General features: G+C 40.8%; 11 protein-coding genes. 4 read left to right on the forward strand and 7 right to left on the reverse strand.

The genetic code is table 11. From position 1 onward, the window contains the following. Positions 1 to 77: 77 nt before the first annotated feature. The 3 genes from SJY38_RS13355 to SJY38_RS13365 form a co-directional block, all read right to left on the reverse strand. Complete coding sequence (locus SJY38_RS13355) at positions 78 to 593, reverse strand: DUF2489 domain-containing protein (RefSeq protein ID WP_004589313.1); 516 nt, start codon at positions 591 to 593, stop codon at positions 78 to 80. A 12-nt stretch (positions 594 to 605) separates the two neighbouring features. Continuing rightward, on the reverse strand, positions 606 to 1,205 hold the full coding sequence (gene yihI / locus SJY38_RS13360; protein ID WP_004589312.1) for a Der GTPase-activating protein YihI: 600 nt from the start codon (positions 1,203 to 1,205) through the stop codon (positions 606 to 608). Positions 1,206 to 1,936: 731 nt separating this feature from the next. Then, a complete protein-coding gene (locus tag SJY38_RS13365) occupies positions 1,937 to 2,569 on the reverse strand; it encodes a cytochrome c (RefSeq protein WP_004589311.1) in 633 nt (210 codons plus the stop codon). Between the two features lie 280 nt (positions 2,570 to 2,849). Between SJY38_RS13365 and yihA the strand changes: the two genes are divergently transcribed. After that, positions 2,850 to 3,509, forward strand: coding sequence for a ribosome biogenesis GTP-binding protein YihA/YsxC (yihA, locus tag SJY38_RS13370; protein WP_004589310.1), 660 nt, complete (start codon positions 2,850 to 2,852; stop codon positions 3,507 to 3,509). 10 nt (positions 3,510 to 3,519) lie between these two features. Here the strand turns inward: yihA and SJY38_RS13375 are convergent, their stop codons facing one another. The 3 genes from SJY38_RS13375 to polA all read right to left on the reverse strand — a co-directional run bounded on the left by SJY38_RS13375 (position 3,520) and on the right by polA (position 8,062). Beyond that, a complete protein-coding gene (locus SJY38_RS13375) occupies positions 3,520 to 4,038 on the reverse strand; it encodes a DUF1285 domain-containing protein (protein WP_377109967.1) in 519 nt (172 codons plus the stop codon). Next, positions 4,035 to 4,622: a YceI family protein gene (locus SJY38_RS13380; protein WP_377109968.1), complete on the reverse strand. Its 588-nt coding sequence runs from the start codon at positions 4,620 to 4,622 to the stop codon at positions 4,035 to 4,037. Before SJY38_RS13380 ends, SJY38_RS13375 begins: the two co-directional genes overlap by 4 nt. A gap of 710 nt (positions 4,623 to 5,332) precedes the next feature. Further along, positions 5,333 to 8,062 carry a DNA polymerase I gene (polA, locus tag SJY38_RS13385; protein ID WP_029773397.1) on the reverse strand — a complete coding sequence of 910 codons (2,730 nt, stop codon included), beginning with the start codon at positions 8,060 to 8,062 and terminating at the stop codon, positions 5,333 to 5,335. Positions 8,063 to 8,586: 524 nt separating this feature from the next. Between polA and elbB the strand changes: the two genes are divergently transcribed. The 3 genes from elbB to SJY38_RS13400 all read left to right on the forward strand — a co-directional run bounded on the left by elbB (position 8,587) and on the right by SJY38_RS13400 (position 12,589). Beyond that, a complete protein-coding gene (gene elbB, locus SJY38_RS13390; RefSeq protein WP_029773398.1) occupies positions 8,587 to 9,234 on the forward strand; it encodes an isoprenoid biosynthesis glyoxalase ElbB in 648 nt (215 codons plus the stop codon). Between the two features lie 203 nt (positions 9,235 to 9,437). Then, positions 9,438 to 9,833: a cytochrome c5 family protein gene (locus tag SJY38_RS13395; protein WP_004589305.1), complete on the forward strand. Its 396-nt coding sequence runs from the start codon at positions 9,438 to 9,440 to the stop codon at positions 9,831 to 9,833. Between the two features lie 182 nt (positions 9,834 to 10,015). After that, positions 10,016 to 12,589 (forward strand): diguanylate cyclase domain-containing protein, encoded by a 2,574-nt coding sequence (locus SJY38_RS13400; RefSeq protein ID WP_096738961.1) that lies wholly within the window; start codon positions 10,016 to 10,018, stop codon positions 12,587 to 12,589. Here the strand turns inward: SJY38_RS13400 and rep are convergent. Next, positions 12,582 to 14,600: a DNA helicase Rep gene (gene rep, locus SJY38_RS13405; RefSeq protein ID WP_004589303.1), complete on the reverse strand. Its 2,019-nt coding sequence runs from the start codon at positions 14,598 to 14,600 to the stop codon at positions 12,582 to 12,584. The two genes, SJY38_RS13400 and rep, sit on opposite strands and share 8 nt — an antisense overlap. Positions 14,601 to 14,662 lie beyond the last annotated feature (62 nt).

Below are 14,662 nucleotides of genomic sequence, written 5' to 3' on the forward strand. Positions count from 1 at the left end.
TGAGGTGGTAAAAACGTGTCGATAAGCAGGCATAAAAAAAGCAGACCTGAGTCTGCTTTTTGTATTTTCTATAGGGTTTAATTAAACACGATGTTTTCGCTGCCCGGCGCAGCTTTAAACTCAACAATGATTTTGTCGCAATCTGCTTTAATCTCATCACTAAAGTTTTCTTCAGCTCGCCAACGTGCTGTATCTTGCTTAAAAATCTCTTTTTTAGAGTATTTTTTGCGTGCATCGTGAGTCGGCATTTCTTTCACAACGTTATACATTTTATAAATGCCTGGGTACGCTAGCGTTAAATCTCGCTCATCTTCAAAAGCGTACTGAGACATTAAAACCCAAATTCGTAAACAGCCTTCAGAGTACTCACATTGCTCTTCAGCCATTGCACGAGCAATTAGATGAATGCTATCTGCAAGTTTAGCGTTACGCTTTAAGCGCGACTGCTTAAGCTTTTGCTGTTGCTCAGCTTGCTTTTGCGCAATTAACTTTTTTTGCGCGTTAAGCTTATAGAGCAACTGACCTGCATAAAATGCTAAGCCAGCAATAATAACAGCACCTACAAACAAGGCTACAATCACTGCGGTACTCATTAAGCGCCCTTACTATTTGTCGTCATCATCATCTAGCCACTCATTGGCTAAATCATCTGAAAGGTACTTATCGAAATCTGAGTTACCGTCGCTTTCGAAGTTATCTTCAAAATCATCTTCAAACTCGTCTTCGTCTTCATCTTCGATACCTAGTAACTTACAAAGTACTTGGTGGCGAGCAATACGGCTATTAAAGTACTTCGCATCTTTACCCGTCAGCATTTCACCTTGCTCATGGCGCTCAACGAGCTTAAGTAAACGCTCATCGTTTTCAAGCGCTTCTAACTCTTGCTCAGGCGTAAGCTCTGGCTCTGTAACCTTTTTAAGCTCAACTGTTGGCTTTAAGTTACGCTTCATTTCTACTTGCGGCTGTGGTGCACTAGCCACTAAAGGCACGGCTTTTTTACTGCCGACGCGCTTATCTTTTGGCGCTGAGTTTGCTTTTTTAGTATCGCTATCTAATAGCTCAGGCGCATTACGAGAACCAGGCTTAGCGCCCTTTGGCTTTTTAACTCGTTGCTCTTTTAACGCACGCATTTCTTTAAGCTTATCTTGGCTTAAACGAACAGGGCCGTTTGAAGGAATTTTGCGTGATTTTTTCTTTCTACTCATATCTTGATCATCTCACTTAAGAGGTTTTGAGCGAGGCACATAACATGAGCATCGCAGTGCTGGCCTAGCCAGAAGAATTCGATTTGCGCATTAAAGCTTGGGTTGCTCGTTGAATTAGCGCATTAGCTTATTGCTAAACGGTGGGTATTGTAACAGGACAAATAAAAAGGCGGTAGAGAAAACATCTCTACCGCCTACTAATCTGAGCGCCATTATCTGGACACTTCTCCCTTCGACTTTTTTTAGTCTTTATTATTTTTATTATTATCAGTCCGTATTGTTATTATTTTAACCTTCCTTGTTACATTCCATTTTGTTTTTATTATTAAACTTCCTTGAGATTTTATTATTTACGGTCATCCTGACGCTTTCTTGTTATTTCCTTTTGTAGCACCTTCAATGTGCTATTCAGTCGTGTCGCGCCATTTTCCTTTAGCATAATCCATGTTGTTATTGTTGTTTTGCGACAGTGGTTAATTTACCCGTTAATATTTTTGTTACAACTGGTTTATATAATTTTTCTTACATAGAGCATATATAAAAAACAAAAAAACTATAATAAACATAAGTTTAACTGTAAAAATATTTTTAAAATAAGTTATTTCTTACAAAATAGTATAGCAAATGTCTCACAAACTAAAGGGTGATATCGTTAAAATGTGGACACAAAAAAAGCAGCGTAAGCTGCTTTTTAATCATATTACACTAGCTAATACTAGATAAATACGACTTTAGTGTAAGCCACCTAAGTATTGAGATAGTACTTCAATATCTTTATCAGTTAGCTTTTTCGCTATATCTTGCATCATACCGTTATGGTCGTTTTTACGGGTTCCATCACGAAACTTCTCTAGCTGAGCTTTAATGTACTCTGGGTGCTGAAAAGAAATTTTAGGAAACTTAGCAAGAGACGAACCATTGCCTCGCGGACCATGACACGCCGCACAAGCTGGAATACCACGTTCAGCATCGCCTGCTTTGTAAAGCATCTGACCAACTTCAACCACGTCTTTAGGGGTGGCGCCTTCAGTCATGTTCAATGAAGAAAAATAAGCAGATAGGTCTTTCATGTCTTGTTCGCTAAGTGGCATAGCCATCGCGCTCATTACAGGATCCATACGGCCTTCTTTACCGCCTGAAGTCATACCTAATTTTAAATCCTTAAGTTGTTTAAGGATGTAATCTGGGTGCTGGCCTGCAAGTTTAGGGTAAATATTAACCGGTGCATTACCGTCTGGGCCGTGACAAGCCGCACACGTTGCTGATTTTTCTTTACCTGCGTTTACATCGCCATCAAATGCTGTTGCGTTGCTTGCTGACAACGCACCAAGCAATATTGTTAAAGATAGTGCTATTTTTTTCATGGTGAATTCTCTGTTTCCGACCCTGTATCATCTACAATATGGATGTTGTAATTCATGTATTCTACACGATAAAAAATTCTCTGGCACGTTTTCTACTCATATTAAGCTTATAATTTATAGGGTTTTGACCTAGATTAACCTTTAAGCAGCTTTAATAGTGCCATTTATAGAGTTTTTAGGTGTTTAAATACGCTTTTTAATACATCCTTTATAGTATAAAATACGCGCCCTGAGTGAATTTAGCTCAATAAGATTAACTTTTACGTTTTTAGGAGAGCCTGTGCTCAAATCTCGTATCAAATATAATACTGCGTCTTTTGTAACAAGCGCGCCAGACATCACTAAATTACCTGCTGATACGGGAATTGAAGTCGCGTTTGCAGGTCGCTCTAATGCAGGTAAATCAAGTGCTCTTAACGCACTGACAGATCAAAAACTTGCACGTACCAGTAAAACGCCAGGTCGTACGCAGTTAATCAACACCTTTGAATTAGGTGAAGTAGATGATATGCGCTTAATCGACTTACCCGGTTATGGTTTTGCTAAAGTACCTATTGAAATGAAAAAGAAGTGGCAAAAGTCACTAGGTGAGTACCTACAAAAACGTCAAAGTTTAAAAGGTATTGTTATATTAATGGATATTCGCCACCCATTAAAAGATTTAGACAAAGATTTAATTAACTGGGCTATTGGCAGCGAAATCCCGGTACTGGCGCTTTTAACTAAAGCCGATAAGCTCAAGCAAGGCGCGCGTAAAGCACAAGTACTGCAAGTACGCCGCGAATTAAGTGAACTAGACGGTGACATCACTGTACACGCTTTTTCATCACTTAAGGGAACAGGTTTACCAGAAGTCGCTAAAAAGCTAGATGAGTGGTATTTAGGGCCAATTGTGGCTGTTGCACCGCCGCAAAGCGATGAAGACAGCTCAGACGCTTAAAAATAAGTACCTACGAAAGATAAAACTTTCCCCCTGCTGATTTTATAAAATAGCCGCGCTCATCTGCGTCGGCTATTTCAGCCCACTGATAAAACACACTTCGTGATACCCGCGCGCTACACCCATAAGGTAATTGCAAATAAGGCACCGCTGCATTTTTATAGTTTTTTATATAAAGAGGCTGCTCAGCACTGATTAACCATTGCCGTGCTAAATTATCTACACAACACATAACCTGCCCTTGCGCTGTGCTTTCAATATGCCAGCTTACGATAACGAAAGGCGCATCTTGCACCTCTATCGCTATTTTTTCGATGGGTGTTTTTAAATAAAACTGCTCACCTTCTTTGCATAAAACACTGGCAAACAGTTTTACCATCGCGGGGCGAGTAATTTCGCTGCCATCGTAAAACCACTGCCCATGCTCGTTAATCATAATCGGCAGCTCACCACACTCGGTAGGCCGCCAACTATCAAACGGTTTGCTAGGCTCGCTTAATTGCTTACTAAGCGCCGTTAACGAGATCACTGTTTTTTAAGTGTTAGCGCAAAAGTAACTGGTACGGCTGTAGCAACAGCAGGTAAACCAGCTAATTGCTGTAGCTTTTTAACGCCTTCAGTCACACCAAAATCTTGGCTATTTACAATCACAGGCGTAAACGACGACACGCTTAAATCGCCATTTTCGGCACTGCTAACAAGTACATTTATTTTTAATGGCTTTTTATTACCATGAAAATCAAGCTGCGCATCAACCTCTTTTAATACATGCTGGCCCGGTTTTTTAATATTACTTAATTGCTTTTTTAAATCCGCAGTTAAAACTGCATGAGGAAATTTAGTCGCTTCAAATACAAATTGAGTTAAACGTTCATTGCGAATAGGGATCAGTGTTTCTGCAGAGGTTAAGTCTATATTTACACTAAAAGCACCACTGTCTGAAAGTGTTCCTTCTAGGTTAGTAAAATGATGTGCCTCAGCAATCGAGTCTTTTTTGATAGAAACAAAACTTAATTGGCTCTTGTCATTGACTAGCTGCCAATCTGCATGAGCGGCATTAGACAAAGCAACACTTGATAACGATAAACCGATAATGGCTAACGTTTTAAACATAACGCACTCCTAAAATAAAATGAGAATAATAGCGCTTTCGATACTATCACCTGAAATAGGGGCAAACCACCTCAAATTAAAGACGGCGCTAAATTACTTAGCCCGTACTGTTATTAAAAAATTAATAACGATATAGCAGCCTATAACTGATGCTTTTTAGGGGCGTAGCGCAACATCCACGCTAATAATTGCGTGAGATAGCTTTACTTGCCTACGTTTGCTTTATAACCGCTTTATACATATACCCGTTTGAGGGCGTGCAAGGTATGGCACAAAAAATAATAAGTATAAATGAGCATAAAGTGTGAATAGTAAAAAAGCGCTTAGCGGTGCCATTTAGCTTTAAAGGGCAATCTAATGAGGAAGAAAAAGCAGCCTGCTTAAAACAAGCAGGCCGATATAGCAAACTGGGGAGAAGCTATCAATTTGTTGCACCTTTTCAGATGCATCATCAACAGGATGTCCTACAGGATGAGGACGCGCGCACTTTAGCAAAAGCGCGCATAAAAATACAATGATATTCCGCCAAAATAGTTCGAATTGACGAACATATAACTATTTAATACAAATAGTTGCTTAAATTAACCTACTTTTAACTAAACTTTGTTTACGCGTAGAAATACTTATATCGATTCGCTTAATTGAGTGAGTTATTTAGAGGCAATAAAAAAGCGCCTTGCGGCGCTTTTAAAATGTAAGCATGTTTTAGGTTAGTGGGCTTGTTCCCAGTTTTCACCTTCGTCAGCTTCTACAATTAAAGGGACATCTAAGCTAGCCGCTTGCGACATTAGCTCACAAATCTGCTTTGTGTATGCTTGCGCACAATCGGTTTTAATCTCAAACACCAATTCATCGTGTACTTGCATTAGTAACTTAATGGTATTGGGAGCTTGTTGATTAACCCAGCTATGCACGCTCAGCATTGCTTTTTTAATAATATCAGCGGCTGTGCCTTGCATTGGTGCATTGATTGCTGCGCGTTCGGCGCCTTTACGACGAGCTCCATTACGTGCATTAATTTCTGGTAAGTGTAATCGACGCCCAAAAATAGTTTCTACGTACCCGTTCTCGGCCGCTTTTTCGCGGGTTGTTTCCATGTACTCAAGTACCCCAGGGAAACGCTCAAAGTATTTATCTATGTAGTGCTGCGCTTCGTGGCGTGGTACATCAAGCTGACGCGCTAAACCAAAGGCTGACATGCCGTAAATTAACCCAAAGTTTACTGCTTTAGCTTTACGGCGCATATCTGTGGTTACATCCTCTAGCTCAACCCCAAATACCTCAGCAGCGGTTGCACTGTGCACATCTAACCCATTAGCAAAGGCATTTAGTAGCCCTTTGTCTTGCGATAAATGCGCCATAATACGCAGCTCAATTTGACTGTAATCGGCAGCCACAATTTTATAGCCTTGTGCCGCTACAAATGCCTCACGTATACGACGTCCTTCTTCAGAACGAATAGGGATATTTTGTAAGTTAGGATCGGTAGAACTCAAACGCCCTGTGGCCGTAACAGCTTGATGATAAGAAGTATGCACGCGCTGTGTTTTCTCATTAACCATCAGTGGTAATTTATCGGTATAGGTTGATTTAAGCTTAGATAAACCACGGTGCTCAATAATCACCTTAGGTAATGGGTAGTCATGGGCAAGTTCTTGTAGCACTTCTTCAGCCGTTGAAGGCGCGCCCTTAGGTGTTTTTTTAATGACTGGCAGCTCAAGTTTTTCAAATAAAAGTACTTGCAGCTGCTTTGGCGAGCTTAGGTTAAATGGTTCGCCAGCTATCTCAAACGCTTCTTTTTCAAGCTCAAGTAAACGCTCGCCTAAACGCTGGCTGTGCGCCGCCAGCATGTTGCTATCAATTGCTACGCCGGTGCGTTCAATATCAGAAATAACATTCACTAATGGCATTTCTATTGTTTCAAATACTGACTTTAACTTCTCATCAGCTTCTAATTTTGGCCAAAGTACTTGGTGTAAACGCAGTGTAATATCGGCATCTTCTGCTGCGTAAGGCGCAGCTTGCTCAAGCTCAATTTGATTAAAGGTAAGCTGCTTTTTCCCTTTGCCGGCTATATCTTCAAAGCTAATGTTTTTATGGCCTAAGTATTTAAGCGCTAATGAATCCATGTCATGGCGAGTGCCCACGCTATTAAATACGTACGACTCAAGCATAGTATCAAACTTAATGCCATTGAGCTCATAGCCTGCATTAGCCAGTACGCTCTTGTCGTATTTTAGGTTTTGCCCTACTTTAGCTTTGTTAGCATCGGCGAGGATTGGCCCAAGCTTTTGCATTACATATTCAAGGCTTAATTGCTCTGGTGCACCCGGGTAGTCGTGTGCAATTGGTAAGTAAGCAGCTTCGCCTGCTTTTACAGCAAAGCTCATACCTACTAACTGCGCTTGCATGTAATCAAGGCTGGTTGTTTCGGTATCAAAGGCAAATAACTCAGCGCTATTTAGCTGCTCAATAAGCGTATCAAATTGTGATTCGGTTAAGATAGTTTCGTAATGTGCATCTTCTACTTTTGGCAGTTCATTTGCCTCAGTAGGGAGCGCTTTTTCTGCATCTTTTGGATTATCAAGCAGCTCAGCTAACCAGCGGCGGAACTCACACTCACCATACAGTGCAATAAGCTCATCTTTATTTGGCTCTTGTACTTTAAAGGTATCTAGGTCTGACTCTACCTCAACATCACATTTAATGGTGGCAAGCTCATAACTAAGTGGTAAATGATCAAGGGCGTTTGCAAGCTTCTCACCAATCTTGCCTTTAATGTCGCCGGCATTATCAATTACACCTTGAAGCGATCCATATTTTTGTAGCCATTTAACAGCTGTTTTAGGTCCACAGCCTTCAACACCTGGGATGTTGTCAACCTTATCACCCATTAGCGCTAAATAGTCGATGATTAGCTCAGGACCCACACCAAATTTTTCAACAACGGTTTGAGGATCTGAAATGCTGTCGGTCATGGTATTTATTAGCGTAACATGCTCGTTAACTAGCTGAGCCATGTCTTTATCGCCTGTAGAAACCAATACATGGCGCTTTTGCTCAGTTGCTATTCGTGAAAACGTACCAATAACATCATCTGCTTCAACCCCTTCAATACTAATTAGCGGAAAGCCCATCGCTTTAATAATACTGTGCAGTGGCGCTATTTGCGTTCGCAAATCGTCAGGCATCGGCGGACGGTTAGCTTTATACTCGCTATACATATCGTTTCTGAACGTTTTGCCTTTGGCATCAAACACCACCACCATGTGGCTCGGATCATATTGTTTGATCAAACTTTTAAGCATGTTTACCACGCCATAAATAGCGCCAGTTGCTTCACCTTTAGAATTGGTTAAATGCGGTGGAGAATGATAAGCACGAAATAAATATGAAGAGCCATCAACTAAAATTAGCGGGTTTTCGGGGATCTGAGCCATGGTGAATTTGGATCCTAAATACAAAAAAGTAATATTATTACAAGCATGCCATAAGGTTGTGAATAAAACGACAGTGAATTACGCTTAGTAGCCATAATTATTGCGGAGCAACCTGTGGATAACTTTGTAGATAACAGCCACGAGCTATTCCTCCAATGCATAATAAAATGCTTAGAAAAATAAATAACTGCTTGTTTTGTTTAAAAAAGATAATACGAGGTTCTTTTTTTATTATTTTAAAACCAATGTGGAAAAAGGTTTTCTAACTGATACATCCGCTGTTAGTCACTTTAGTTATTTGTATCCATTTAAATAACCGGAGGAGTATTCTAGCATAATGGATCAAAGATCATAGCGATCCTTTATAATTTTTTTTACAAGCGCACTGGCAAAAATGGCATAAACCGCAATACAACTTGCACTGCGAATACTTTTTAAACTAAAAAATTATTTTAGTGTGTGTTTTGGCCCGTGTTAAACTTCATCCAAACGACTTATTTAAAATACTTAAGGAGCACAAAAGCATGAAAAAGATAGCTGTAATATTAGCCGGCTGTGGTGTGTACGATGGCAGTGAAATAAACGAAGCAGTATTAACACTGCTGCACATAGCTAAAAACGGTGCTGCATATCAATGTTTTGCTCCTGATATAGAACAACTTCACACTATTAATCACCTCACCGGTGAAGAAATGCCAAGCAACCGTAATGTACTCACTGAGGCAGCACGCATTGCCCGTGGTGATATAAAATCATTAAGCGAATTAAAGGCATCTGAATTTGATGCGTTAATAGTACCAGGGGGATTTGGTGCCGCTAAAAACTTATGTGATTTTGCCGTTAAAGGCGCTGATGCGCAGATAAACGACCTAGTATTAGAGGCCTGTAAACAATTTGCTAATGCACAAAAAGCCGCTGGCTACATGTGTATTGCGCCGGCTTTAATTCCGTTTATATATCCCAATGCTACTTTAACCATAGGTAATGATGAACAGACCGCAAGCGCTTTAACCCAGCTAGGCTCTACTCACGCAGCCTGTGCGGTTGATGATATTGTGATTGATGAGGACAATAAACTCGTTACCACCCCTGCATATATGCTGGCGCAGTCTATTTTAGATGCCGATGCGGGGATCGAGAAATTGGTTAAAAACGTACTAGCATTAGCTTAAATAGTGATTTACTAAGCCACCGATTATAAATGTTTGTTAACTGAAACATGCAATTTTATTGCGTTAACGCAAAAATTAGTCAGTTTTATTGATAAAAACACCAGTGGGCGTTTTATAAATTGTTACACAAAGGTATAATCGGTTTAATTTCCGTCATCTATAATCGTGATTGATCACGTTCAAATCGAAGTGAGCAAGGCAAAATGAAAAAACTATCAGCTGCAGCATTATTAGTGCTAGCAACCACCGCATACGCACAGCCATATGATAACTCTATGACTGAAGATGCGATTAAAAAACGTTTAGCACCAGTTGGCGCTGTTTATCTTGAAGGCGAGAAAGCTGCTGCAGCCGCAGCTCCTACTGGCCCTCGCTCTGGTGAGCAAGTGTACCAAGGCGCATGTTTTGCCTGTCACGGTACTGGCGCACTAGGTGCACCTAAATCAGCTGATGACTGGGCACCGCGTATCGCTAAAGGTAAAGATGTACTGCTTGATCACGCTATCAACGGTTTTAATGCGATGCCGCCAAAAGGAACATGTATGGATTGTTCTGATGATGAGATTAGCGCAGCTATTGATTTCATGACATCTAAATAATTTAATTAAACCCCTGATAACTAGGGTGATTAATTTAAAAAGGCCTATTTTTATAATAGGCCTTTTTTTATTCCTAAAATAAACTTTTTAGTTGCTGTTTTAGGGCATTAGTTACTTGACGATCGCAACTAAAAGTGAAATTATACGTTTAATAAACATACAATAATAAAATAATATGATTCATGTCATCGGAAGATAAGCCCGCGGCACCGAGTAAACTAGCGCACCAAAATAAACGTCTTAAAGCGCTATTAGAAAAGTATAAGCAATCTCACCACTTACAAAATGCCCTGATCCAGCTATCAGAGCAAGCAAGCTCTGTTGCCGAATTAACCTTACTTTACCCCGCTATCCATGACATTTTACAAGCATACCTACCTAGTAAAAGCTTTTACGTGGTGCTTGCTAATCAATATACTCATGCCTTGGAACTTTCTTATTTTTGCGATGAAAAAGATGGTATATCAGTCGCCCTCAATCAAGATAATAGTTTTGAAGAAGGCGCTACAGGCTACGTTTATAAGCTTGGTAAAACCACCTGCTTTACCAAACAAGAAATGCAAAGCGCTGCACAAAACGGCTTGTTTAAAGCACTAGGCTCACCTGCTGAGTACTGGGTTGGTGTTCCTATCTATCAAGAGCAAAACATTATTGGCGTACTTGCTGCGCAAAGTTACGATAAACACCAAGATTACAGCAGCCAGCAAGTGCATTTACTCGAAGTAATGTCTTTATACTTAGCCACAGCCATAGAGCGAGTTAAAAAAAGAGAGCTGCTCGAATCTGAAGTAAAAATTCGCACCCGCGCGCTCACGCAAAGTAATGATGCGCTAAACCTAGAAATTGAACAACGAAAACGCGCACTACAACGCCAACAAATTTTGTTTAAAATATCGGAGTTGGCAACGCAAGCGCAAAACTTAGATGATGCCTATGTAAAAATTCATCAAATAATAAAAACCATTACATACGCAGAAAACTTATACATTGCACTTTATAACAAAGAGACTGGTTGGATTAGCTTCCCGTACTGTGTGGATGAATTTAAAGACAACACCGAGCCAAGGCCGTTTGCAAAAGGTTATAGCGAACTGGTTATTAGCAGCGAGCAGACCCAACTTATACACCCTAGTAGAGCCAAAGAGCTATTAGAAAGTGGTGATGTACAACGAAATAAGCCAGTACCAGAGGAGCAAATGGCCACCAGCTGGCTAGGTGCTCCGCTTAAAACATCGCAAGGGGTTATCGGCTTAATTGCATGCCAAGCGTATAATAATAATCATATTTTTAGCAAAGACGACTGCGAGCTTATTACATTTGTATCACACCAAATTGCCACGGTTTTACAAACTAAATTAGCCACTCAAGCACTTAAATCTAGCCACCAAGAGTTAGAGTATCGAGTTAACGAAAAAACAAAGGCGCTGCAACAAGCTAACCTACATTTACAAATGCAAATTGATGAGCGTAAAAAAGTAGAGCAGCAGCTTTATCATGATGCGCATCACGACTCATTAACGGGCCTCCCTAACCGCAGCTTGTTTTTAACCCAGCTAGAAAAAACACTGCAGCATTACCATCGTTTTCCTGATCATCACTTTGCTGTGTTATTTATTGATTTAGATAAGTTTAAAGATATAAACGATCAACTAGGTCACCATGCCGGCGATCAATTTTTAATAAGTGTGGCTGATTTATTTTCGCATTGTATTCGCGAACACGATTTACTCGCTCGCCTTGGTGGTGATGAATTTGTAATTTTGCTTACCCACTTAACAGAGCTACAACAAGCAGAAGATGTAGCTGATCGCATTATTAATATAATGAAAAAGCCATTTTGCAGCAAAGGTACCTGCATTCAAAGTGGTGCAAGTATTGGTATAACGTACTCAAATTCAAGTTATCAGCATACCGATGAAATTATTCGCGATGCCGATGCTGCTATGTATTACGCTAAAAATGCAGGGCGCGACCGCTATGAGCTGTTCCACCCGTTATTAACGCAAACACTAACAAGTGCAGAATCTCCAGCACAGCACCATCTTGATTCACTCCCGATGAGTTTTAGAAGTGCAGATATTATAAACCTTGATGAACAACAGCAATCAGAATCACTGTTTGAAGCCTTTGGTGAACACCCTGTATTAGGCTATACCAGTTTTGAAGTGCTGAAAAAGTTTGCAACCGATAAAGAGCAGCACCTCCAAGTTGAATTAGAACTATTACAACACGCCTATTCCCATGCCTTAGCGGCAAATGTAGCCATGGTATTATTGCCATGCTCAGGGTTACTGTTAGAAGCGCTTGAATTCAATTTATTTACTGAGGTATTAAGTAAGCTGCAAGGGCAAAGCCAACTGTGTTTATTGTTTGACGACCAAGAAATACGTTACGCCTGTGCAACTCAACTAGAAAACCTTAAAAAGCTCTCGCAGCTTGGCTACAGCATTGGCTTAAATAACTTTGCAAAAGACCGCTGTGAGCTAAATGCACTGACCGACATTACCTTCGATTATGTACTACTTAGCTCAACCTTTAGTAAACGCGTACTGCAACAAGAAAGTTTTAACTTGCAATTACAAGGTGTACTGGCAATCACTCAGCTAAAAGGCATAAAAGTCATTGCCAAAGGCCCTTCTATACTTAACTTTAGAGCCTTGCTAGATAAATACGGACTAAACTTATTTGTTGCTAAGCAGCAAGGCTTATCGGAGTCAGTAGCGGCTAATAACAACGCCGCACAGTCTATTAACTAGGTTTTTTCAGCATCGCCCTTAAGTTAGCGACCCGTGCTTGGCCTTTTTCCATGCGCTCAGCTTGCGAGCTTGGGGCTTTTTTGTTTTCAAACGCTAGGTCATCTTGCGGTAACTCTTGCACAAAGCGACTTAGCTCTGTTTGTGAGGTTTCGCCAAACTGACGACGTATTTTTGCATATGTTAGTGTCAGCTCTTGCTGGGCCCGTGTGATCCCTACGTATGCTAAACGGCGCTCTTCATCTACGTTTTCTTCGTCAATACTTACTTGGTGTGGCAATAACCCCTCTTCCATACCAACCATAAACACATACGGGTATTCTAAGCCTTTAGATGCGTGCAAAGTAAGTAACTGTACCGCATCAGACTCGTCTTCTTCCTCGTTACGCTCTAGCATATCGCGAAGCGTTAATTTGCTGACCACTTCAGGTAAGGTCATCGGTTCGTTATCGGCATCTCCGGTGAGCATATCGGTGATCCAACGATACAACTCAGAGACGTTTTTCATGCGCATTTCTGCCGCTTTGGCACTTGGCGATGACTCATATAAATACGCTTCGTAGTTAATATTACGTACCAAGTCTTTTACCGCTTCGAGTGTATCGCTACGCACTGCATTATCTGAAAGCTCAACAACCCAACGTGCAAACCCCGAAAGCGCATTTAAGCCACGCCCTTTAAGGCGGTAGCCTAGGTCGTTATCAAAACAGGTGGCAAATAAGCTTTGGTGTTTTTCGTTTGCAAGTGTGCCTAGCTTTTCAAGTGTAACGGTGCCTATTTCACGGCGCGGCGTATTAACTATGCGTAAAAAGGCGTTATCGTCGTCTTGGTTAACCAACAAGCGTAAATACGCCATAATATCTTTAATTTCTGAACGCGAAAAAAACGACATTCCGCCACTAATTTTATAGGGAATGCGGTTACTCATTAATGATTTTTCAAAACCGCGTGCCTGGTGGTTACCGCGATACAAAATAGCGTAATCTTTATAGCTGGTGCGCTTCATAAATTTATGAGAAATTATTTCAGCAACAACTCGCTCGCACTCATGCTCTTCATCCCTACAGCCAATCACTTTAATCGGCTCACCGTAACCAAGCTCACTAAATAGCTTTTTTTCGATATCGTGCGGGTTATTGGCAATTAAAATATTTGCTGCTTTTAGAATGCGCTGGGCACTACGGTAGTTTTGTTCAAGCTTTATGAGCCTAAGGCCGGGGTAATCCTTACTTAACAGTACCAAGTTTTGGGGGCGGGCTCCGCGCCATGAATAAATAGATTGGTCATCATCCCCTACCACAGTAAAACGCGCTCGCTCGCCTACTAATAACTTAACAAGCTGGTACTGGCTGGTATTGGTATCTTGATATTCATCCACCAGCAAATACCTAAATCGTTGCTGCCAACGCTCTCGTGAGGTGGCATTACTACTCAGTAATAAGGTGGGGATCATTATTAAATCGTCAAAATCCAGTGCGTTATATGCTCGCAGCTGATTTTGATAACGCGCGTAAAGCTGCGCAAATAACGCCTTTTGCGCATCACGTGCTTCGCGTATAGCTTGCTCTGGTAAAATTAATTCGTTTTTCCAGCTGCCTATTTGCATTTTTAATAGATTAAGTAGGTCTTTGTCTTTTTTAAGCTCGTCTTCGGTTAAATCACCTAACAGCTGGTTAGTATCTTGGTCATCAAACAGCGAAAAACCTTCTTTAAAGCCAAGCGTTTTGAGCTCTTTTTTAATTATTTCAAGCCCTAGGGTATGAAAAGTTGATACCCACAGCCCTTTCGCCTCTTGCTTATTAAGCGTTTGTAATACACGCTCGCGCATCTCTTTGGCCGCTTTATTCGTAAACGTTACCGCAGCAATATTACGTGCTTTGTACTCGCACTTTTGCACCAAATAAGCAATTTTGTTAGTGATTACGCGCGTTTTACCTGAGCCTGCACCCGCGAGTACTAAACACGGACCACTAATATATTTTACTGCTTCATCTTGTTTTGGATTGAGTTTCATAACGACCATGGAGTTTTAAAAGGCAGCTAATTTTACCGTAACCACAGATACAGGCATAGCCA

The sequence above is a fragment of the Pseudoalteromonas sp. R86517 genome, assembly GCF_042466295.1.
Lineage (GTDB): Bacteria > Pseudomonadota > Gammaproteobacteria > Enterobacterales > Alteromonadaceae > Pseudoalteromonas > Pseudoalteromonas atlantica.

What these genes read in the sequence shown, in the direction of transcription:
- polA (WP_029773397.1), bottom strand. Translation starts at nt 8,062, where the DNA reads ATGGCTCAGATCCCCGAAAACCCGCTAATTTTAGTTGATGGCTCTTCA.
- SJY38_RS13380 (WP_377109968.1), bottom strand. Translation starts at nt 4,622, where the DNA reads ATGTTTAAAACGTTAGCCATTATCGGTTTATCGTTATCAAGTGTTGCT.
- SJY38_RS13395 (WP_004589305.1), top strand. Translation starts at nt 9,438, where the DNA reads ATGAAAAAACTATCAGCTGCAGCATTATTAGTGCTAGCAACCACCGCA.
- yihI (WP_004589312.1), bottom strand. Translation starts at nt 1,205, where the DNA reads ATGAGTAGAAAGAAAAAATCACGCAAAATTCCTTCAAACGGCCCTGTT.
- elbB (WP_029773398.1), top strand. Translation starts at nt 8,587, where the DNA reads ATGAAAAAGATAGCTGTAATATTAGCCGGCTGTGGTGTGTACGATGGC.
- SJY38_RS13400 (WP_096738961.1), top strand. Translation starts at nt 10,016, where the DNA reads ATGTCATCGGAAGATAAGCCCGCGGCACCGAGTAAACTAGCGCACCAA.
- SJY38_RS13355 (WP_004589313.1), bottom strand. Translation starts at nt 593, where the DNA reads ATGAGTACCGCAGTGATTGTAGCCTTGTTTGTAGGTGCTGTTATTATT.
- SJY38_RS13365 (WP_004589311.1), bottom strand. Translation starts at nt 2,569, where the DNA reads ATGAAAAAAATAGCACTATCTTTAACAATATTGCTTGGTGCGTTGTCA.
- rep (WP_004589303.1), bottom strand. Translation starts at nt 14,600, where the DNA reads ATGAAACTCAATCCAAAACAAGATGAAGCAGTAAAATATATTAGTGGT.